21 protein-coding genes are annotated in these 21,041 nt (G+C 65.1%); 10 read left to right on the top strand and 11 right to left on the bottom strand.

Annotated elements, in window-relative coordinates; all coding sequences use genetic code 11:
• Positions 1-9: 9 nt before the first annotated feature.
• The 7 genes from pstA to AC1X6S_RS05600 form a co-directional block, all read right to left on the bottom strand.
• On the bottom strand, positions 10-1,068 hold the full coding sequence (gene pstA, locus AC1X6S_RS05630; RefSeq protein ID WP_483404781.1) for a phosphate ABC transporter permease PstA: 1,059 nt from the start codon (positions 1,066-1,068) through the stop codon (positions 10-12).
• Entirely contained in the window at positions 1,068-2,063 is a 996-nt protein-coding gene (gene pstC / locus AC1X6S_RS05625) for a phosphate ABC transporter permease subunit PstC (protein ID WP_483404780.1), read from the bottom strand. The genes pstA and pstC overlap by 1 nt, the downstream gene beginning before the upstream one ends.
• A gap of 73 nt (positions 2,064-2,136) precedes the next feature.
• Positions 2,137-3,225 carry a phosphate ABC transporter substrate-binding protein PstS gene (pstS, locus tag AC1X6S_RS05620; RefSeq protein ID WP_483404982.1) on the bottom strand — a complete coding sequence of 363 codons (1,089 nt, stop codon included), beginning with the start codon at positions 3,223-3,225 and terminating at the stop codon, positions 2,137-2,139.
• Between the two features lie 130 nt (positions 3,226-3,355).
• Positions 3,356-4,291 (bottom strand): NUDIX hydrolase, encoded by a 936-nt coding sequence (locus AC1X6S_RS05615; protein WP_483404779.1) that lies wholly within the window; start codon positions 4,289-4,291, stop codon positions 3,356-3,358.
• Positions 4,288-6,462 carry an RNA degradosome polyphosphate kinase gene (locus tag AC1X6S_RS05610; RefSeq protein WP_483404778.1) on the bottom strand — a complete coding sequence of 725 codons (2,175 nt, stop codon included), beginning with the start codon at positions 6,460-6,462 and terminating at the stop codon, positions 4,288-4,290. The genes AC1X6S_RS05615 and AC1X6S_RS05610 overlap by 4 nt, the downstream gene beginning before the upstream one ends.
• Before the next feature lie 74 nt (positions 6,463-6,536).
• Positions 6,537-7,394 carry a mycothiol synthase gene (gene mshD, locus AC1X6S_RS05605; protein WP_483404777.1) on the bottom strand — a complete coding sequence of 286 codons (858 nt, stop codon included), beginning with the start codon at positions 7,392-7,394 and terminating at the stop codon, positions 6,537-6,539.
• Positions 7,395-7,401: 7 nt separating this feature from the next.
• Positions 7,402-8,091: a response regulator transcription factor gene (locus tag AC1X6S_RS05600; RefSeq protein WP_483404776.1), complete on the bottom strand. Its 690-nt coding sequence runs from the start codon at positions 8,089-8,091 to the stop codon at positions 7,402-7,404.
• 108 nt (positions 8,092-8,199) lie between these two features.
• Here AC1X6S_RS05600 and AC1X6S_RS05595 point away from each other — a divergent pair, with 108 nt between their 5' ends.
• From AC1X6S_RS05595 to ygfZ, 3 genes are all read left to right on the top strand, one after another.
• A complete protein-coding gene (locus AC1X6S_RS05595) occupies positions 8,200-8,490 on the top strand; it encodes a hypothetical protein (RefSeq protein WP_483404775.1) in 291 nt (96 codons plus the stop codon).
• A 138-nt stretch (positions 8,491-8,628) separates the two neighbouring features.
• A complete protein-coding gene (locus AC1X6S_RS05590) occupies positions 8,629-9,228 on the top strand; it encodes a nitrobindin family protein (RefSeq protein ID WP_483404774.1) in 600 nt (199 codons plus the stop codon).
• Positions 9,225-10,343: a CAF17-like 4Fe-4S cluster assembly/insertion protein YgfZ gene (gene ygfZ / locus AC1X6S_RS05585; RefSeq protein WP_483404773.1), complete on the top strand. Its 1,119-nt coding sequence runs from the start codon at positions 9,225-9,227 to the stop codon at positions 10,341-10,343. Before AC1X6S_RS05590 ends, ygfZ begins: the two co-directional genes overlap by 4 nt.
• A gap of 17 nt (positions 10,344-10,360) precedes the next feature.
• On the opposite strand, the gene AC1X6S_RS05580 is transcribed toward ygfZ, so the two are convergent.
• Positions 10,361-11,170: a class I SAM-dependent methyltransferase gene (locus AC1X6S_RS05580; RefSeq protein WP_483404772.1), complete on the bottom strand. Its 810-nt coding sequence runs from the start codon at positions 11,168-11,170 to the stop codon at positions 10,361-10,363.
• A gap of 110 nt (positions 11,171-11,280) precedes the next feature.
• Between AC1X6S_RS05580 and AC1X6S_RS05575 the strand changes: the two genes are divergently transcribed.
• Positions 11,281-12,030 (top strand): phosphoglyceromutase, encoded by a 750-nt coding sequence (locus tag AC1X6S_RS05575; protein ID WP_483404771.1) that lies wholly within the window; start codon positions 11,281-11,283, stop codon positions 12,028-12,030.
• Positions 12,031-12,114: 84 nt separating this feature from the next.
• On the opposite strand, the gene phoU is transcribed toward AC1X6S_RS05575, so the two are convergent.
• Entirely contained in the window at positions 12,115-12,774 is a 660-nt protein-coding gene (gene phoU / locus AC1X6S_RS05570; RefSeq protein ID WP_483404770.1) for a phosphate signaling complex protein PhoU, read from the bottom strand.
• A gap of 198 nt (positions 12,775-12,972) precedes the next feature.
• Between phoU and AC1X6S_RS05565 the strand changes: the two genes are divergently transcribed.
• The gene (locus tag AC1X6S_RS05565) at positions 12,973-14,190 is read left to right on the top strand and encodes a sensor histidine kinase (RefSeq protein ID WP_483404769.1); all 1,218 of its coding nucleotides are present in this window, start codon (positions 12,973-12,975) and stop codon (positions 14,188-14,190) included.
• On the top strand, positions 14,168-14,851 hold the full coding sequence (locus AC1X6S_RS05560; protein ID WP_483404768.1) for a response regulator: 684 nt from the start codon (positions 14,168-14,170) through the stop codon (positions 14,849-14,851). Before AC1X6S_RS05565 ends, AC1X6S_RS05560 begins: the two co-directional genes overlap by 23 nt.
• A 9-nt stretch (positions 14,852-14,860) precedes the next feature.
• Here the strand turns inward: AC1X6S_RS05560 and AC1X6S_RS05555 are convergent, their stop codons facing one another.
• The gene (locus AC1X6S_RS05555; protein ID WP_483404767.1) at positions 14,861-15,334 is read right to left on the bottom strand and encodes a hypothetical protein; all 474 of its coding nucleotides are present in this window, start codon (positions 15,332-15,334) and stop codon (positions 14,861-14,863) included.
• Between the two features lie 163 nt (positions 15,335-15,497).
• On the opposite strand from AC1X6S_RS05555, the gene AC1X6S_RS05550 reads away from it, so the two are divergent.
• From AC1X6S_RS05550 to rlmB, 4 genes are all read left to right on the top strand, one after another.
• Positions 15,498-15,980, top strand: a complete 483-nt coding sequence (locus tag AC1X6S_RS05550) for a CarD family transcriptional regulator (protein WP_483404766.1) — start codon at positions 15,498-15,500, stop codon at positions 15,978-15,980.
• Between the two features lie 70 nt (positions 15,981-16,050).
• Positions 16,051-17,259 (top strand): 2-C-methyl-D-erythritol 4-phosphate cytidylyltransferase, encoded by a 1,209-nt coding sequence (gene ispD, locus AC1X6S_RS05545; protein WP_483404765.1) that lies wholly within the window; start codon positions 16,051-16,053, stop codon positions 17,257-17,259.
• Between the two features lie 3 nt (positions 17,260-17,262).
• Positions 17,263-18,684 carry a cysteine--tRNA ligase gene (gene cysS, locus AC1X6S_RS05540; RefSeq protein ID WP_483404764.1) on the top strand — a complete coding sequence of 474 codons (1,422 nt, stop codon included), beginning with the start codon at positions 17,263-17,265 and terminating at the stop codon, positions 18,682-18,684.
• Positions 18,671-19,696, top strand: coding sequence for a 23S rRNA (guanosine(2251)-2'-O)-methyltransferase RlmB (gene rlmB, locus AC1X6S_RS05535; RefSeq protein ID WP_483404763.1), 1,026 nt, complete (start codon positions 18,671-18,673; stop codon positions 19,694-19,696). The genes cysS and rlmB overlap by 14 nt, the downstream gene beginning before the upstream one ends.
• Positions 19,697-19,735: 39 nt before the next feature.
• Here rlmB and AC1X6S_RS05530 read toward each other — a convergent pair whose 3' ends face one another.
• Positions 19,736-21,037: a DUF4032 domain-containing protein gene (locus AC1X6S_RS05530; RefSeq protein ID WP_483404762.1), complete on the bottom strand. Its 1,302-nt coding sequence runs from the start codon at positions 21,035-21,037 to the stop codon at positions 19,736-19,738.
• Between the last annotated feature and the right edge of the window lie 4 nt (positions 21,038-21,041).

The raw sequence follows: 21,041 nt of genomic DNA, 5'->3' as shown, positions 1-21,041 counted from the left end.
GGGTTGAGGCTAGCGGCCCAGTTTGGGCGAGAAGATGTTCGCGACGAGTCTGGCGATGAGGTTGAGCGCCATCACGATCAGGATGAGCGTGAGCGCCCCGGTCCAGGCCCTGTCGATGTAGGCCTGCGCGTCGGTGCCCTGCTGGGCGTACGAGTTGTAGACGAATGTCGGGAGCGCCATCATCCGGCCGTCGAAGAGGTTGTAGTTCATGCTCTGCGTGTACCCGGCGATGATGAGCAGTGGCGCGGTCTCACCGATCACGCGGGCGACCGAGAGCATGACGCCGGTGACGATTCCGGCGAGCGACGTGGGCAGGACCACCTTGAGGATCGTCAGGTACTTGGGCACCCCGAGTGCGTACGACGCCTCACGGAGTTCGTTGGGAACGAGCTTCAGCATTTCTTCGGTGGATCGCACGATGACGGGGATCATCAGCACGCTCAGCGCGATGGCGCCGCCGATGCCGAGGCGCACGCCCTCACCGAAGAAGATGACCAGAAGGGCGTAGGCGAAGAGGCCGGCAACGATCGACGGGATGCCGGTCATCACGTCGACCAGGAAAGTGATCCATTTGGCGAGTTTTCCGCGGCCGTACTCGACGAGGTAGATGGCGGTGAGGATGCCGATCGGCACCGAGATGATGCTCGTCGCGAGCGTGATGAGAAGGGTGCCGACGATCGCGTGGAGCGCGCCGCCGCCTTCGCCGACGACGTTCCGCATCGACATCGTGAAGAAATCGAGGTCGAACCGTGCCGAACCGTTGGTCACCGTTGTGACGGCGACGGAAATCAGGGGGATGAGCGCGATCAGGAAGGCGATGACGACGAGGCTCGTCATCAGCCGGTCCGTTGCCTTCCTGGAGCCTTCGACGAACAGCGAGAGCAGCCAGTAGGTCACGACGAAGATCACCGCGGTGACAATGAGGATGCCGGCGATGTTCGGCGCGCCAAGGATCGCGAAGACAGCGACGGAGATCCCGAGCGCGCCCAGGATGACGTACAGCGGCGTGAACCGGTTGAGCTTGCCCGCCTTGAGAGCGCTCGACATCGGCGCCTGTGTGATGGCCATCAGTTCGCTCCGGAGAATGCCTTGCGACGATCAACGATCGCACGCGAGATGAAGTTGACGACGAAGGTGATCGCGAAGAGGATCAGGCCACTCGCGATGAGGATATTCACGCCGACGCCGTGGGCTTCGGGGAAGTTGAGGGCAATGTTCGCGGCGATCGTTGTCGGGTTCTGCGACTGCAGAAGGACGAGACTGATGATGAGGCTGGGGGAGAGGACCATCGCAACGGCCATGGTCTCGCCGAGCGCTCGCCCGAGGCCGAGCATGGACGCCGAGACGATGCCGGGCCGCCCGAAGGGGAGGACGGCGATGGTGATCATCTCCCAGCGCGTCGCACCCAGCGCGAGTGCGGCTTCCTCGTGGAGTTTCGGCGTCTGAAGGAAGATTTCCCGGGACAGCGACGTGATGATCGGGAGGATCATGACGGCGAGGACGATCCCGACAGTGAGGATCGTGCGACCTGTGCCGGAAACGGGCCCGGCGAAGAGCGGGAACCAGCCCATGTTGGTCACGAGCCAGCTGTACACCGGTTGCACCGCCGGGGCGAGAACCCCGATGCCCCACAGGCCGTAGACGACGCTCGGCACCGCGGCGAGCAGGTCGATGACGTAACCGAGGCTCTGCGCGAGCCGGCGAGGAGCGTAATGGGTAATGAACAACGCGACCATGATCGACAGCGGCACCGCGATGACGAGCGCGAGGAACGCGGCCCAGACGGTGCCGAAGACGAGCGGCCAGACGTAGGACAGGAAGTTGGTGGCGTCGCCCTTGATGTCGTCTTCGCCTGCGGTGAACGCGGGGAGGCTCTGCGCGACGAGGAAGATCGCGACGGCCGCGAGCGTGACAAGAATGACAATTCCTGCCGTGAGTGTTGAGCCGCTGAAGATCCGGTCGCCCCGCCGCTGGACGGGCTTCGGCGGACGGGCCGGGGCTTCGGGCTCACCGGGACTGGCTGGCTTCACCGGTGTTGTCGGTGGCTGCGCTGTAGTGGTCATGTGCCTTCGTCTTTACCTTGCCCGGCCTGTCCGCCATGCCCGGGCGGGCATGGCGGACAGATCAGAGAGCTGTTTACTTGATGGATTCGATGGCCGTCTTGACCTTGTCGCTCAGTTCGCTCGAGAGCGGCGCAGCACCGGCGGCCTCGACGGCGACCTGCTGGCCGTCTTCTCCGGCGATGTACGTGAGGTACTCCTTGACGAGCTCAGCGTCGTCGGGGTCAGCGTACTCCTGGCAGGCGATCGCGTAGCTGACGAGGACGAGCGGGTAGTGGCTCGGGTCCGTCGTCTCGCGGTCGAGCTCGATCGCGATGTCGTTCGCCTCACGGCCCTCGACCATCGGGGATCCCTCGACGACCGCTGCAGCGGCATCCGCTGTGTACTCAACGAATTCGTCGCCGACCTTGATCTTCGCGGTGTCCAGGTCGCCCGCCTTCGACGCGTCCGCGTACCCGATGGTGTTCGATCCGTTTGAGACGGCGTCGACTACACCCGATGTGCCCTGGGCACCCTCACCGGTCTTGAACGGGAAGGTGTCGCTCGGCTCGGCGGTCCATGCCTCTGGCGCCGTCTTGTTGAGGTAGTCGGCGAAGTTCTTTGTCGTGCCAGAGTCATCCGAACGGTGCACCGCTGTGATCGGCGCGGACGGAAGCGTTGCGTCGGGGTTCAGCGCGGCGATTGCCGGGTCATCCCAGCTGGTGATCTCTCCGGAGAAGATTTTCGCGAGTGTGTCTGAATCGAGGTTGAGCTCATCCACTCCGTCGACGTTGAAGATCACGGCGATGGGTGAGATGTACACGGGAAGGTCGATTGCCTTGGTTCCCGGTTCGCAACTCTCGAAGTCTCCCTCAAGCTCCTCATCGCTCAGGAGCGAGTCAGACCCGGCGAAGGCGGCTGCGCCAGAGATGAAGTTCTCCCGGCCGGCGCCGGAGCCCTGCGGGTCGTAGTTGACCGTGACCTCGGGGTGAGCCGTCTGGAAACCCGCGATCCACGCTTCCTGTGCGCTTCCCTGGCTGGAGGCGCCGATACCGACGAGTTCGCCGGAAAGTGTGCTGTCTGAACTGCCTGCGCTGTCAGCCCTTTCATTGGCCGCACAGGATGAAAGGGTGAGAGTTGCCACTGCTGCGATGACCGCGATGCGGCCGACCTTCGAGAACTTCACGGAGATGTGTCCATTCATAGTGATTACGGGACGGGCCCGTCGGGCCCACAGGTGACGTTAGGTGTGTGGCCTTACGAGCGTCCCTCATCGCGGTGAACGGAAGGTTAACGACCGCTTTCCAACCCGGCGCTCATGCGCGGGGTTCGTGTGTTTCGATCGAGATGATTCCCGAGCTCGGGTTACTCGCCGAGAGATGCACGACGCTGAAAGCCCCGGTGGACAGGCCGGCAGCGCTCGAGAGGTATGAACCGGTGACGCTTCCGGTCGCCAGCGCGATTTCGCGGAGGATGTCCGGGAGCACGGGGCCGTGACTGCAGAGCACAGCGGTCTTGCCCGAACGGACCCGCTTGCCGACGACCTTGCGGACGTCAGACTCTCCCGATTCATAGGCATCCTGGCTGATCAGGTCGGTGCGCCGCACCTCGATCCCGGTTGCCGCCGCGAGGGGAGCGACCGTTGTTGCGCAGCGCACCGCAGTGCTCGACACGATGCGCCGTACCCCGAAAGCACGAAGCGTGCCGACGATCTCGTTCGCCTGCTCGACGCCACGTGGGGTGAGCGGGCGGCTGGCATCCGGTCCGTCCCAGGACGATGGCGACACAGCTTTGCCGTGCCTCAGTGCGATCAGCGCGAAGGTTGAGGTCACGCCCTCGTCGACGAGTGTCGCGAAGGTGTCGATGATCTCCACATCGCGGTCGTAACTCAGGTAGTTCCTGGCCCGCCTGATCGTGACCCACTCGAGTGCAGCGACCTCCCCGTTCGGGACGAAGGTCGACGCGAGCACCGCGGCATCCGTCACCTCGCTCGCCCAGTAGTGGACGACTTTCTCCTTGCCGCTCGCGAGCGTGTAAGCGGAGACTCCGAGCGGGACGCCGAGAGTGACGGCGAGGCCGGTCTCCTCGCGGATTTCCCGCACCGCCGTCTGGGGCAGTGACTCGCCAGGGTCGACCTTGCCCTTGGGCAGGGTCACGTCGGCGTACTTCGTGCGGTGAATGACGAGAATGTGGATCCTGCCGTCGATGAGCCGCCAGCACACGGCGCCGGCGGCGTAGACGGCGCTCGTCACCTGCGGCTCCTCTGCCGACGGCGCAGGCTGGTCTTCAGCATCAGTCTGTCCTGCAGGTCGACGAGTGCCTCGCCATTTTCGCCGACACTGTGACGCTCCCACTGACCGTCGGAGTCGAGGTGCCACGATGAGGTCTTGTCGTCCATGGCGACGTCGAACAGTCCCTCGATCTCCGCGAGGTGTGCCGGAGACGTGAGGCGCACCAGTGCCTCGACGCGACGGTCGAGGTTGCGGTGCATCATGTCGGCGCTGCCGATGAAGACGTGGGGATCGCCGTCGTTGACGAACGAGAAGATGCGGGAGTGCTCGAGGAACCGGCCCAGGATGGAGCGAACACGCATGTTCTCGCTCATGCCCGGGTACCCCGGCCGGAGGCTGCAAATGCCGCGCACCCAGATGTCGACGGGAACACCCGCCTGGCTAGCCCGGTAAAGACCATCGATGATGGCCTCGTCCACTATCGAGTTGACCTTGATCCTGATGCCGCTCGGTTTGCCGGCCTCGGCGTTCCTTCGCTCGGCTTCGATGTGCTTGAGCAGTCCCTTGCGCAGGTGAAGGGGAGCGACGAGCAGCCTCTTGAACTTCTTCTCGATCGCGTAGCCCGACAACTCGTTGAACAGGCGGGTGAGGTCCTTGCCGACCTGCGCGTCGGCGGTGAACAGACCGAGGTCCTCATAGATCCGGCTCGTCTTCGGGTTGTAGTTTCCCGTGCCGATGTGGCTGTAGTGCTTGAGCGTTCCCTTTTCTTCACGGATGACGAGGGCGAGTTTGCAGTGCGTCTTGAGTCCGACGAGGCCATAGACCACGTGCACGCCAGCCTTCTCGAGCTTCCGGGCCCAGGAGATGTTGGCCTGTTCATCGAAGCGCGCCTTGATTTCGACGAGCGCGAGAACCTGCTTTCCGGCCTCGGCAGCGTCGATGAGCGCCTCGACGATGGGGGAGTCCCCCGAGGTGCGGTACAGGGTCTGCTTGATGGCGAGAACGTGCGGGTCAGCTGCGGCCTGCTCGAGGAAGGCCTGGACACTCGTGGCGAACGACTCGTACGGGTGGTGCACGAGCACGTCACCGCGGGAGATCGCGCCGAAGATGTCTGCTTTTCCGTTCGGTTCAGCCGGCTGGAATTCGAGCGCAGTGGTCGGTACTCGCGGCGGGTACCTCAGGTCGGGACGGTCGATGCCCGAGAGGCTGAACAGGCCGCCGAGGTCGAGGGGCGCCGGGAGCCGGTACACCTCCTGCTCGGTCACGTCGAGTTCGCGCACAAGCAGGTCGAGTGTGACGTCGTCCATGTCCTCGGTGATCTCGAGGCGGATGGGCGGCCCGAACCGACGGCGGAGCAGCTCCTTCTCGAGGGCCTGGATGAGGTTCTCGGTTTCATCCTCCTCGATCTCCACGTCCTCGTTGCGTGTCACGCGGAACACGTGGTGCTCGACGATCTCCATTCCGGGGAACAGGTCTCCGAGGTGGTTCGCGATGAGGTCTTCGAGCGAAACGAACTGAATGTCGTCGAGTGTGGCTGAGGGGTCGACCCGCACGAAGCGAGGCAGCATCTGAGGCACTTTCAGCCGCGCGAATTCCTGCCGTCCGGTCTTGGTGTTCCGTACCCGGACGGCGAGGTTGAGCGAGAGTCCCGAAATGTAAGGGAACGGGTGCACAGGGTCCACAGCGAGGGGCATGAGCACCGGGAAGATCTGCTGGGAGAAGTAGTCGCTGAGCCCCGCCTTGTCCTTTGCGTTGAGGGCGTCCCAGCTCACGACACTGACGCCCGCAGCCGTGAGATCCGGCTTGACTTGATCGCTCCATACGCGAGCGTGACGTAACTGCAACTCGTGGGCCTTCTCCGAGATGTCTTCGAGGACGTCTGCGGGGGCGCGGCCGATGTTGGTGGGGACAGCGAGACCGGTGAGAACGCGACGCTTGAGTCCCGCAACCCTCACCATGAAGAACTCATCCAGGTTCGACGCGAAGATGGCGAGGAAGTTGGCCCGTTCGAGAGCCGGCACCGAGCGGTCCTCAGCGAGTTCGAGCACCCGCTGGTTGAAGGCGAGCCAGCTGATCTCCCTGTCGAGGTACCGGCCCTCGGGGAGGGCAGGGTCGTCGCGCTCGAAGGCGGGGTCGAAGTCGTCGTCGTCCCAGCCGAGGCCGGAGTCCTGGGCCATGCTGTCTGATGCCATTGCAATATCTTGTCACCTTGAGCAACCACCGTGCACATTGCGGCGAAGAGGCGGCACCGGGTGCGCCCCGTGAGTCAGGATTCCGCGTGGCGAGCCGCGCGCGGCTCGCTCAGCAGGTATTGCACGTCGACCGTATGGTCGGAGAAGCCGAGTGAGCGATACAGGGCGACCGCCGGTGTGTTGTCTGCCTCAACGTAGAGAGCGGCCGTCGTGCACCCACGCGCGCGCATCCGCTCGAGTCCCGCCAGCATGAGCGCCCTGCCGAGGCCGCGACCGGGTGCGTCGACTCCGATGACGTATACCTCGCCGAGGTCCTGCTCGATTTTGAGCCAGTTGTAACCGATCATCGCCCCGGCCTCGTCGCGAGCGATGAGGAAGTCGCCAGGGTCAAACCACTCTTCAGCTTCCCTGGCGCGGAGGTCGTCCACCGAGATGCTGCCCTGTTCGGGATGGTGGGCGAAGATCCTGGCGTTGAGAGCTACCCACTCGTCTTCGTCGGTTCCTGGGCGGAAGGTCTCGAATACTGTGCCGGTCGTCGCTGACTCCTCGAGCGGCATCCGTAACTGCAGCAGGGTCCTGACCGGGGTGAACCCGAACCGCCTGGCCAGCGCCCGAGCGGCAGGATGGTCGCCGTGGGACCAGGCTTTCAGGCCGGCGGGTGCATCGGACAGCAGTTCGGCGACGGCGGCGGTGCCGTACCCCGACCCGCGCCACTCCGGGTCGATCACGAGCTCCAGCTCGGTCTCATCGACGATGGCAGCCCCGACCAGGTGCTCGGCGGCGCTCGGCGATTCCTGCGGCTCCACGATAAAGACCAGTCTCCTGGTGCCCTTCTCGGCATCCACGAGCGCCTGGTCATTGAACGGCGCCTGGCCGTCGACGGCGGCGGCCACCCGAACGAGGCGGTCGAACGCGGCACGGGCCCCTGGCACGGAGAGGCTACGCGTGCGAAGTGCCGGTGGGCGCACTGTCCTCCTCATAGACGTTGAAGCGGTAGCCCACGTTACGGACGGTGCCGATGAGCTGCTCGAGGTCGCCCAGCTTGGCGCGCAAGCGCCGGACGTGGACGTCAACGGTCCTCGTGCCACCGAAGTAGTCGTAGCCCCACACCTCGCTGAGCAACTGCTCGCGGGTGAAGACCCGTGACGGATGCGTGGCCAGGAATCTGAGGAGCTCGAACTCCTTGTAGGTCAGGTCCAGCGGTTTGCCCTGGACCTTGGCGGAGTAACTCGCCTCGTCGATGACGACGCCGGAGGTCTGGATCTTTGTCGAGGTCTGCTCGAGCGCCTGTTTTCCGATGGCCAGCCTGATGCGGGCGTCCACCTCCGCAGGTCCCGCGTTCTCGACGAGGACATCGTCGACGCCCCAGTCGGCGCTTACCGCGCTGAGTCCACCCTCGGTGAGGACGATGAGGAGGGGGACGGTGAGGCCTGTCGTCCGCAGGATCTTGCACAGCGACTTGGCGCCGGCGAGGTCTGTTCGCGCGTCGATCATGATCAGATCGCTCGCGGGCGCGTTGACGAGTTGAGCCGGCTGGGCCGGTATCTGACGTACCCGGTGGGAGAGCAGACCGAGGGAGGGAAGCACGTCATTGTCGACCCGTGAGGTCAGAATCAACAGTTGCGCCACGCAGGACCTCCAGTGATTAGCTGGGTCAATACTAGCGACAGCGCCATGCATGGCGTGATCACCCCCTCCACGGGGGCACGCGGCCGCAGAATCGGGCACAATGGAAGCGTGACCGATACTCCGATGACACCAGCGCGCACCTGGGGCGGAATCGCCGCTGTGTGGCTCGTCGCCCTGGCCGGAGCGGTGGCCGTTGCCCTTCTGCCGTCGGAGAGCTACAGGCTTTCCTGGCTCTGGCTGGCGCTCGCCGCGTGCATGCTCATTGCTTTCGCCATCCAGCTCTCGACCCATCGCAAGGTCGGGTTTATCGACCGCCTCGGGGCGAGCATCGTCGGGGCCCTCGTCATCATCGGCGGCACTGCTGTTGCTCTCAGCGTCGTCGCCGTCTCCGGGGGATAGACTGTCGGCATGGATCTCGTCGCGCTCGAACTCTTCTTTGTCGGTCTTCTCGCCGCAGCAAGCCTGGGCATCGCGTTCACGTCTGTCGTTGTGCTGTGGAACCTGTTTCGGGGCCAGCGGTAACGTTCCCGCTCGATCATGATCGAACTGAATCTCGACCTCCCCGCTGAACTCGTACCCCTTTCCTGGCTGATCGGCGTGTGGGAGGGCACAGGCGTCATCGACTACACGGTCGGCGATGAGTCGGTCAGTCACGAGTTCGGGCAGCGCGTGAGCTTCAGCCACGACGGTCTGCCGTACCTCAATTACAACTCGTACACCTGGTTGCTCGACGATGAGCAGACGCCGCTGGTCGCCGAGTCGGGGTACTGGCGCCTGCACCGACTGCAACAGCCGGGTGACCCTGGGCCGGCGATGCTGCCCGGAATCGGTGAGCGCCCGTATCCCAACGCCGAATCCGTCGAAACACTGCGCAACTCAGACGGCGGCTTCGACATCGAAGCTGCGGTGGTTCACCCGGGTGGCGTGAGCGAGCTCTACCTCGGCCAGGTCAGGGGCCCGCGGATCGACCTCGCCACTGACGCCGTGATGCGCACCGCTGGTGCAAAGGAATATGCGGCGGCAACGAGGATGTACGGCCTCGTCGACAACCACCTGCTCTGGGCGTGGGACATCGCCGCTCTTGGCCAGGACCTGAGAACACACGCCTCCGCCCGCCTGGGCAAGGCTGACTCATGACGGCGTCGCCGTTCTTCGGCATCGACGGTGCCGTCGAGCTTCCCGGAGCCATCGACACCGGTGTCCCCTCTCACTACGGGAACCCGAACATCGAGCAGCGCCGGCTTGCGTCAGGGGCGGCGGTCGTCGACCTCTCGAATCGCGGCGTGATTTCCGTGACGGGTCCTGACCGGCTGACCTGGCTCAACTCCATCACCTCAGCGGAGCTCAGGTTCCTGCAGCCGGGTGAATCGAGCGAGACCCTGTTCCTCGATCCACACGGGCACATCGAATACGCTGCAGGCGTCCTCGACGATGGTGAGACCGCGTGGCTGCTCGTTGACCCGGAATCGGTCGAGCCGCTCGTCGCCTGGCTCAACCGCATGAAGTTCATGCTCAGGGTGGAGATCACCGACCGCACAGCCGAACTCGCACGGATCGGTTTCCTCGCTGACGAGGTCCCCTCCACACTGCCAGTGGCCTCCCGATCAGGGGTTCCGCTGGTGTGGCGTGATCCGTGGTCCGCCGTCGTCGCCGGCGGGCACCAGTACGCGAACGGCGAGCATCCCGGCGCCGAGTGGAACTGGAAGGAAGCCCTCGTGGCCAGGGAGGCGCTCGGCGATGTCGCGAGCTCACACCAGGTCGCAGGTACCCTCGCCGCCGAGGCGCTTCGTGTTGCCGCATGGCGCCCGCGCTTCGCCACTGAGGTCGACGAGAAAACGATCCCGCACGAGCTCGACTGGCTCCGGAGCGCCGTCCATCTCGCCAAGGGCTGCTACCGCGGACAGGAGACCGTCGCGAAGGTGCATAACCTCGGCCACCCGCCACGCCGGCTCGTCATGCTGCACCTCGACGGGTCCGATTCGGTGCTCCCCGCGCACGGAGCGCCGGTCAGGGCGGACCGGGCGGGCGAGCAGGTCGACGTCGGGCGCGTCACAACGGCTGCCATTCATCACGAGCTTGGGCCGATTGCGCTCGCGGTGATCAAACGCTCGGTGAAACCGGATGCCGTCCTCAGCGTCGACGAGGATGGCCAGCTGATCGCGGCAGCGCAGCAGGTCATCGTGCCCGCCGACGCCGGCGCTGTTGCCGATGTGCCGCGGCTGCCGAGACTCGGCGCGGTCCGTCGTCCCTGACCGAACCCTGACCCCGCTCAGTTGGGTGCGACTGCCTCCCACGGAACAGTCAGCTCGCCGAGCCGCCACCTCGAGCGCGTGCCGAGCACTGGCCAGCCGGCGGCCGCCAGGCCGGTAACCGTGGCGATCCAGCGCTGGACCGGCCCGTATGGCGACAGTGGCGCACTGTACTGCCACTGACGATCGAGCTCCGTCATCAGGAGAGCGATCCGCTCTCCGGGAACGTTGCGGTGGATGAGGGCCTTCGGCAGTCGTTCGGCGACGATGGATGGGCGGTCGAGTTCGTCGAGTCGCAGTGAGATCGTGAGGGAGCGGGGGCCGTCCGCGGCCACAGTCACCCAGCTCGAGATCCGCCCGATCTCATCGCAGGTTCCCTCGACCAGGACACCGCCCGACTGGAGGCGAGAGACCATCATGCCCCAGGCATCCGCCACCTGGTCCTCGTCGTATTGCCGCAGTACGTTGAAGGCGCGGATGACGGCGGGGCGTCGCCCGTCGTGCACGGGGACTTCGAACCCGCCCCTGGCGAAGCTCACGCGAGCGTCGGTGGCGAAGCCAGTTTCTCCGCGTCGCACTGACTCGAGCTGGCTGGTCGCCCTGTGTACCCGTTCCTTGTCGATCTCGAGGCCGAGCACCTCGACATCCGGCCGGACCTTGCGAAGGCGCGCGTGCAGTTCGAGGCTCGTGACAGCGCTCGCGCCGTAGCCGAGATCGACGATAAGGGGGTCTGGTGAAGTGCGCACCACGGGGAGAGTCTGCAGGAATCGGTCGACCCGTCGAAGGCGATTCGTGTTCGTCGTCCCTCGGGTGATGGTTCCAATGGGCATTAGATCATTCTCTCAGGAGCACCCCTGACCGTTCGCCGATGGCACCCGGCGGCCGCCTCTGTCTGCCCGTACCGATGGAGCCCATCGCCCCCTGTCGATAGAGTGGGAGCATGTCTCTGCCATACACTCTCATCCTGCTTCGCCACGGAAACAGCGACTGGAACCAGAAGAACCTGTTCACCGGCTGGGTCGACGTTCGCCTGAGCGACCAGGGCGTCGCCGAAGCCACCCGGGCCGGCGAGCTGCTCACCGAGTCCCAGCTCACCCCTGACGTCCTGTACACGTCAGTGCTCACGCGCGCCATCCAGACGGCGAACATCGCTCTCGACGTTGCCGACCGCGCGTGGATCCCGGTCAAGCGCAGCTGGCGCCTGAACGAGCGTCACTACGGCGCTCTCCAGGGCAAGGACAAGGCCCAGACACTCGCCGAGTACGGCGCAGAGCAGTTCCAGGTCTGGCGCCGCTCATTCGACGTTCCGCCGCCCCCGATCGACGACGACAACGAGTACTCGCAGGCGAACGACCCGCGTTACGTCGGCATCGATGGAGAGGTCCCGAAGACGGAATGCCTCAAGGACGTCATCGACCGGATGCTTCCGTACTGGGAATCGGACATCACCGGTGACCTGGCGGCGGGCAAGACCGTGCTCGTCACGGCGCACGGCAACTCGCTTCGCGCCCTGGTCAAGCACCTCGACAACATCTCAGACGACGACATCGCGTCGCTGAACATCCCGACGGGGATCCCTCTCGTCTACAAGCTCGACGAGAACTTCAGGCCCACCCAGCCCGCGGAGTACCTCGACCCCGAGGCCGCCGCTGCCGGCGCAGCGGCCGTTGCCGCCCAGGGCAAAAAGTAGGGCCATCGCCCCAACGACACAGGCTGCGCGTCATTCTCCCCCGAGAGTGACGCGCAGCCTTTGTCGTGGTGCGACCGTTGGCGCTCAGCGCAGGTCGGGATCCGGGATCCACTCACCGGTTGCGAGGTACTGAACCTTCTTGGCGATGGATACCGCGTGGTCGGCGAACCGCTCGTGGTACCGCGACGCGAGCGTCGCATCGACGGTGGCGAGCGGTTTGCCTTTCCAGGTCTCACCGAGAACCTTGTCGAAAACGCTCACGTGCAGCTCATCGATCTTGTCGTCCTCGTTACGGATCTCTTCGGCGAGTCGAACGTCCTGCGTCCGGAGCAGTTCGGTCAGCTTCCTGGCGATCTCAACGTCGAGTCTGCCCATCTCCGCGAAGGTCGAGCGGAGTCCCTTGGGTACCGCGCGTTCGGGGAACCGGTAGCGCGCTAGCTGGGCGATGTGTTCGGCCATGTCGCCCATCCGTTCGAGCGAGGAGCTGATCCGAAGGGCGCTGACCACGATGCGGAGGTCTCTCGCGACGGGCTGCTGCCTCGCGAGGATGTTGATGGCGAGTTCATCGAGGGTGACAGTGAGCTCGTCGATGCGAACATCGTTCTCGATCACCTCTTCGGCGACGCTCACGTCCGATTCGTTGAAGGCGCGCACCGCATTCTCGATGGAAATGGCTACGAGTTCCGAAATGGCGATCAGCCGTTCCTGGACCTCGGCCAGTTCCTGTTGGAATACATCGCGCATGTGCTCTCCGTTCAGTTCAGGTGCGTCGTTCGGTTCATGGTGCGTCAGTGATCGACGCACGGATGCCACGGCGCCCGGATGCAACCATGCCTCGCGCAGGTTAACAATTGGGGGCACTCAGCTGAACGCTCGTCAAAATCCCCTGATCGAGCGTCGCCAGCGGCAAGTGGGCTGGTGTGGTGCATCTAATCTAGTCCTATGTACTCCGCCTGGTTAGTGCTCGCGGCACTGGCACTCGGTCTGATCGTCGGCGCCGGATTCACCCTCGTGCTCTCCGTCGCCGCCAGGCGCGGCCAGCGCGTTGCGAGCGTTGTAACGCCCCGCGTTCCCGACGGTGTCTCGCAGGTGCTCGAGGCTCTGGAGAGCGCGGGAGTGGTTGTCGATCCGTCCGGCAACGTGGTCAAGGCATCGCCAGGTGCCCTCGCACTCGGACTGGTCCGCGACGGACTGCTCGTTAACGAGGAGCTCAGGCAGCTCGCGAACGAGGTCCGCGACAACGGTGACCCCGTTACCCGGGACTTTGACATCAGCAGGGGACCGTTCGGCGGTGCGAGCACGCACCTCAACGTTCGCTGTGCCCGGCTGGGCACGCGCTTTGTGCTCCTGCTCGCGCAGGACCACACCGAGGCGCAGAGGCTTGACGAGGTGCGCCGTGACTTCATCGCCAATATCTCGCACGAACTCAAGACTCCTATTGGGGCGGTCAGCCTGCTCGCCGAAGCGCTCGAACCAGCCGCGGATGATCCGGAGCAGGTCAGGAAGTTCGCCGCCAGGTTGAGTACCGAAGCGGAGAGGCTCGCTCGCATCACCCGCGAGATCATCGACCTGTCGCGGTTGCAGGCGGCTGACGCCCTCGCTTCGCCGGAACTGCTCGACATCGACAGCGTCGTTGCACAGGCCGTCGACCAGAGCCGCGTTGCCGCTGAGGCGACGGGCGTGACACTCACCGCCGGCGGAGACAAGCGCGTCCAGGTGTACGGCGACGAAGCCCTGCTCGTGGTTGCCGTGCAGAACCTGATCTCGAACGCGATCAATTACTCGCCGCCGGGTGGGCGGGTGGGTGTCGGCGTGAACCGCACGGCTGGCGTTGTTTCGATTGCCGTGACGGACCAGGGGGTCGGCATCCCCGAGGAGGACCGTGACCGTGTTTTCGAGCGATTCTTCCGTGTCGACCAGGCCAGGTCGCGCAACACGGGCGGCACAGGACTCGGCCTCTCCATCGTGAAGCACACGGTGCAGAACCACGGAGGCGAAGTCCGGGTGTGGTCGAAGCTCGGCCGCGGTTCCACTTTCACCATCCGCCTGCCGGAGGCGGCCAGGACACCGACCACCGAATCGATTCCGATAGCGGGCACATCAGGACCCGCCGGTTCCCACAGTAAGGACACGCCGCATGACACGCATCCTGCTCGTTGAAGACGAAGAAGCGCTCAGCGAACCGCTGACCTACCTGCTGGAACGAGAGGGACACGACGTGGCTGTCGCTGCTGACGGCCACTCCGCCGTCAGGGCTTTTCACGAAACCGCCCCGGATCTCGTACTCCTCGACCTCATGCTCCCGGGGATCCCGGGGACCGAGGTATGCCGGCAAATCCGGGCGGTCTCACAGACTCCCATCATCATGCTCACCGCGAAGGACTCGGAGGTCGACATCGTCGTCGGGCTCGAACTCGGAGCAGACGACTACGTCACGAAGCCGTACTCGAGTCGCGAGTTGCTCGCCCGGATTCGTGCGGTCACCCGTCGCAGGGCGACAGAGGACGCCGGGCCCGACGAGGCGGTTCTCGAAGCGGGCTCGGTGAGGATGGACGTCGAGCGTCACACCGTCGAGGTCAGGGGAACCGAGACCGCCATGCCGCTCAAGGAATTCGAACTCCTCGAGCTGCTGCTCAGGAACGCGGGCAGGGTGCTCACCCGCGGTCAACTCATCGACCGCGTCTGGGGCAGCGACTACGTCGGAGACACGAAGACGCTCGACGTGCACATCAAGCGGATCAGGTCGCGCATCGAAGAGAGCCCGTCAGAGCCGAGAATGCTGCTGACCGTGCGTGGCCTCGGGTACCGATTCGAGGCTTAGGCGCCGGGGTTACTTGGAGGTCGTCGCCTCGGTGATGAACTCGTCGTAGGGGGCGATCGTGCCGTCGAGCACCGGGACGAAGACTTCCTTGCCCGTCTCGTCGCCGTACTGCACGAACATCGGCATGAACGAACCGGGCTCTGCATCGATGTCCGGGAGGACGAGCGGCTCGCTCTCCCCACCGAACACTGTGCTCACGTTGCCGTCGACGATGGTGCTCACTGTCGTGTCGTCTTCGCCGTACTGGAACGACACCGAGTGAGGTCCACCGGTGTTCACCACGGTGACGATGAGGTTACCGTCGATGCCGTCGTCCGTCAGGACGATGAGGTTACGCAGCCGGAGATCGCCGACATTGACGCTGACGCCGTCGCTCGGGTCGTATTCCTTGGTTGTCGACTGGGGGGAGACCAGGTTGCACCCGCTCGTTCCGAACACGACTGTTGCCGCCAACACTACGGATGCGATCAATCGCGCCTTCACAGGTCCTCCAGGAAAAACTTCGGGCAGGCGGGCGAAAGCGCTCGCGTGCGGGGGTACTTCTTGAGTTTAGCGTAGCCGCCAACCCGGCCGAGGCACGGTCGGGAGCGAAGCATAGTGCATAGCCCCTGTGATAAACTGATGGGCGCTGAAGGGACGGGCATTCATGCTTTTTGAGGTCGGCGAAACAGTCGTATACCCCCACCACGGAGCGGCGACGATCGCCGAAGTGAAGACCCGCATCGTCAAAGGCGAAGAGAAGCTCTACCTCAAGCTCCGTGTCACTCAGGGCGACCTCGTGATCGAGGTGCCCGCGGAGAACGTCGACCTCGTCGGTGTCCGCGACGTCATCGGCGAGGAGGGCCTCGAGCGCGTCTTCGACGTGCTGCGTGCCCCGTTCACCGAGGAACCGACCAACTGGTCCCGCCGGTACAAGGCGAACCTCGAAAAACTGGCATCGGGCGACGTGATCAAGGTCAGCGAGGTGGTTCGCGACCTGTGGCGCCGCGATCAGGACCGCGGACTGAGCGCGGGGGAGAAGCGCATGCTCGCGAAGGCGCGGCAGATCCTCGTCTCCGAACTTGCCCTCGCCGAAAAGACCGACGAAGACAGTGCGTCGACGGTCCTTGACGAGGTCCTCGCCTCCTGAGCCGGATGCCTGCCACGAGACCAGGCTCTCCTCGAGCGGACGGTCGGCGCGTGCTCTACGCTCGAACACTATGAGTTCGAACGCGTCGAGTCCGAAGGCCGGCCCAGATCGGTCGCCCATCGTTGGTGTCATCGTGGTCGCTGCGGGCAGCGGCACGAGACTCGGTGCCGCTCGGCCGAAGGCTTTCGCGCCGCTCGGGAACCGGACCATCCTGGCGCGCTCACTCGATCCCATCTTCAGGATGCAGCGCGAGGCGCAGGTCGTTGTCGTTGCCCCCGCCGACCTGGTCGACGAAGCGCGGTCGATAGTGACGGATGCCGCTGGTCCTGCCGCTCTGTACGCGAGCGTTGTGGCCGGAGGAGCCACGCGGCAGCAGTCAGTTGCCCGCGGCCTCGATGCGCTCGGCGACTCGGTACGGATCGTGCTGGTTCACGACGCGGCCCGGGCTCTCACGCCCGCGAGCGTTTTTGACGCTGTCGTCACCGGGGTCGCGCAGACCGCGGCTGGAATCGTGCCGGGAGTTCCGGTCACGGACACCATCAAGCGGGTCGACGATGACGAGATCGTTGTCGAGACGGTCGACCGGGCAGAACTGCGCGCCGTCCAGACCCCGCAGGCGTTTCCCCGAGCCGCTCTCGCGGCGGCGTACGCTGACGCCGAGCGGGAGCACACCGACGACGCCGCTCTGTTCGCCGCCGCCGGGAATACCGTGTCGATCGTCGAGGGCGACCAGTTGTCGTTCAAGATCACCACTCCCTGGGATCTCCGCAGGGCGGAAGCACTCGAATCGTCAGCGGGCAGCACGGGGCTTCGCACCGGCATCGGCACAGACGTGCACGCGTTCGATGACGACGCCGAGCTGTGGCTCGCCGGACTCCACTGGCCGGGGGAACGGGGCCTGTCGGGGCACAGTGACGGTGACCCGGTGTGCCACGCCATCACCGACGCGCTCCTCTCCGCGGCTGGGCTCGGCGACATCGGCTCGGTGTTCGGCACCTCGGATCCGGAATTCGCCGGCGCGCACGGCGACGTCTTCCTCAGGGCGACCGCCAGGAAACTGGCGGAAGCGGGATTCGTCATCTCCAACGTCTCTGTGCAGATCATCGGGAACAGTCCCCGTTTTTCGCCGCGCCGCAGCGAGGCAGAGCGGCTGCTCACCGGCATCCTCTCCGCTCCGGTCAGCCTTTCGGCGACCACGACAGACGGTCTCGGATTCACCGGACGCGGCGAGGGCATCTGCTCTATTGCAACGGCGATCGTTTCCCGCAAGTACTCTTAAGCCGTGGCATTTCAACTCTACGATTCCCGGGCACAGGCCCTCCGCGACTTCGTCCCGATCGTCCCAGGCGCCGTGGGAATGTACGTGTGCGGGCCAACCGTGCAATCGTCGCCGCACATCGGACACCTGCGGTCTGCGCTCGTCTACGACCAGCTCCGACGCTGGCTCAACTATTCGGGATTCGACGTCACTCTCGTCCGTAACGTCACGGACATCGACGACAAGGTGCTCGCCAACGCGACCTCGACGGAGGAATGGTGGGCGCTCGCCTACCGGATGGAACTGGAATTCACCGCGGGGTACCGGGCTCTCGGCATCCAGGCGCCGACCTACGAACCGCGCGCAACGGCGAGCGTCCAGGAGATGCACCGGCTCATCGCGACGCTCATCGAATCCGGACACGCGTATCCCGCTGACGACGGCTCAGGCGACGTCTACTTCGACGTTCGAAGCTGGCCGGCGTACGGTGCGCTGACCCGCCAGTCCATCGACAGTATGGAAGCCGCGGCGGATGCCGACCCACGGGGCAAGAAGGATCCGCGCGACTTCGCGCTCTGGAAGGGGCACAAGGCCGACGAACCGGAATCCGCGTCGTGGCCGAGCCCGTGGGGCGACGGGCGGCCGGGCTGGCACATCGAGTGCTCAGCCATGGCCTCGCGCTACCTCGGTACGAACTTCGACATTCACGGCGGTGGACTCGACCTGCGCTTCCCGCACCACGAGAACGAACTGGCGCAGTCGACGGCCGCCGGTCACGAGTTCGCCAACTACTGGGTCCACAACGGACTGGTCCACATCAACGGGCAGAAGATGTCCAAGTCTCTCGGCAACTCCGTCTACGCGGCAGATCTTCTCGGCGCCGCTCGGCCCATCGTTGTCCGGTATTACCTGGGGCAGGCCCACTACCGGTCGACGATCGATTTCCACGACGGCGCACTGACGGAGGCGGAAGCTGCGCTCGACAGGATCGAGAGCTTCCTCGAACGGGTGGGCCGCAGGCTCGTCGGAACCCGGTTCGCCGGCACCGGTGTTGTCGAAATTCCGGAAGCGTTCACCGATGCGATGAACGACGATTTGTCGGTCCCGCAGGCACTCGCCGTATTACATGACACAATAAGGCAGGGGAACTCCTGGCTGGACGGGGAAGACCTCGCGCTCGCTGCGAGTGCTCAAGGCCAGGTTCTGGCCATGACAGAGGTCCTCGGAATCAATCCGCTCTCGCCGGAATGGTCCAAAACACAGGATGTGTCGGTGCACGCCGCACTGACAGCGCTCGTCGATCAGTTGCTCGAACGCCGCCAGCAGAAGAGGGCTTCGCGGGACTTCGCGGCAGCCGACCAGATCCGTGACGATCTCGCTCACGCGGGCATCACAATTGAAGACACCCAACAGGGTGCACATTGGAGTATTGATGGCAGCCAGTAAGCAGAACCGCCCCGGGGCGCTCCGCAAGGCCAAGAAGGGCCCAGCCAAGGGCACCGGTGGACTCGGGCGACGCTCGCTCGAGGGCAAGGGTCCGACGCCGAAGGCCGAGGACCGCACGTACCACGCAGCCGGCAAGCGCAAGCTCGCGAAGGATCGTCTCGCAGCGACCCAGGCGAAGACCGGCGGAGGACGCCCCGCATCGACCGGGCCGGCGATCCGCAAGCCCAAGCCCAAGCAGTCAGACGACTTCGAGGTCGTCACCGGCCGGAACTCGGTGCTCGAAGCGCTCAGGGCGAAGATCCCCGCGACAGCGCTCTACATGGCGACTCGAATTGAATTCGACGACCGGGTGAAGGAAGTCCTCGCGCTCGCAACGGCTCGCGGCATCCCGATCCTCGAGGTCATGAGGCCGGAACTCGACCGCCTCGCCGGTTTCGACTCGGTGCACCAGGGCCTCGCGCTCAAGGTCCCGCCGTACGAGTACGCGCACCCCAACGACCTGCTCGAGACGGTCATCTCGCGCGGCCAGACCCCGCTCTTCGTCGCGCTCGACGGCATCACGGACCCCAGGAACCTCGGAGCGATCATCAGGTCGACCGCGGCATTCGGTGGCCACGGCGTCATCGTTCCGCAGCGTCGGTCCGTCGGTCTCACGGCATCCGCCTGGAAGACCAGCGCTGGCGCTGCTGCGCGCACTCCCGTGGCGATGGCACCGAACCTGACCCAGACGCTCAAGGCGTTCAAAGCCGCCGGCGTCTTCGTCATCGGCCTCGACGGCGGGGGAGACACGGAGCTTCCCGGTCTTGAACTCGCTGACCGCCCCGTCGTTATCGTCGTCGGCAGCGAGGGCAAGGGCCTGTCCCGCCTCGTTACCGACACCTGCGACGCCATAGTCTCGATTCCGATCAGCTCGGCGACCGAGTCGCTCAACGCCGGTATCGCAGCCTCGGTGACGCTCTACGAAATCTCGAAGCTTCGTCAGGCAGCAAAGGCGTCGAAGAAGAAGAAGTAGTCGCGTACGACACTACGCACCACGCTGGCGCGATCGGGTTTAGACCCGGTCGCGCCAGTTTGTGTTTGCGCTGTCGCTGTCGTCGTCGTCGACGGCACGCATCGGCAACGTGATCGACTCGGTGACCGGGGCGATCACCGTCGCTTCGTCGCGCCGGTGGCGGAGCACCGTGTTGATGTAGGACGTGAGTGCTTCGGCGAGCGGGATGCTTCGCGCTTCGTTCTGTGACATGAACCAACGGTGTTCGAGGAGCTGGTGGAAGATCTCGGCGGGCTCGAGCTTGCCCCTGAGCTCACGGGGGATCGACTTGATGACGGGCTCGAATACGCGGCTGACCCACTCGTGGGCGACCATTTCTTCGTCGAGGTCGTTCTTCCCGTGCGTAGCCGCGTACGAGTCGAGGTCGTTGAGCAGGCGGCGGGCCTGGTTCTCGCCCGCGTCGAGGCCGGTGAGTCTGAGGAGCCGGCGCTGGTGGTGCCCGGCATCGACAACTTTCGGCTGGATACGGACGGTGGTGCCGTTCTCGTCCGTTCGGATCGCCAGTTCTTCGATGTCGAAGCCGAGCGAGTTCAGTCGCTGGACCCGTTCGCTGATGCGCCAGCGCTCGTCAGAGGAGAAGGATTCGGACCCGGTGAGCTCGCGCCAGAGAGAGCGGTACGCGGCGACGATGCCGTCTGACACGCTGATCGGGTCGAGCTCGTCGTCTACCCGGCCGCCCGCTTCGAGGTCCATCAGCTCACCGGCGATGTTGACCCGCGCGATCTCCAGGTCGTTCTCCCGCTGGCCGTTCGACAGGCCGCCGTCGTAGAGCTGCCCGGTTTCGGCGTCGACCAGGTACGCAGCAAAGGCGCCGGCGTCGCGGCGGAACAGGGTGTTCGAGAGCGAAACGTCGCCCCAGAAGAAGCCGGCGATGTGGAGGCGGACGAGCAGGACGGCTAGGGCGTCGACGAGGCGGTTCGCCGTATCCGGACGGAGCGTCTGCGAGAACAGTGCGCGGTACGGGAGCGAAAATTTGAGGTGCCGGGTGACGAGCACGCTCGGAAGGGAGGCCCCCGAACTCTCGGAGCGGCCGGTGATGACGGCGACGGGGTCAACGCAGGGAATGTCGAGCCGCTGCAGGTTGCGCAGCATGTCGTACTCACCCCTGGCCATCTCGGTGGTCGTCTCCTTCACGGCGACGACATAGCCGGACAGGTAGGCGAAACGAACGAGGTGGCGGGAGATTCCCTTGGGCAGCGACGCGATGGTGTCGCTCGGCCAGTTCTCCAGTGGAAGGTCCCACGGAAGGTCGAGCAGTGCAGGATCGACGGTGGCTGCTGTGATGTTCAGTGACGCGCTCATGGTG

This window comes from Mycetocola sp. Y442, assembly GCF_056898615.1.
This window is presented reverse-complemented; position numbering and strand designations above follow the sequence as displayed.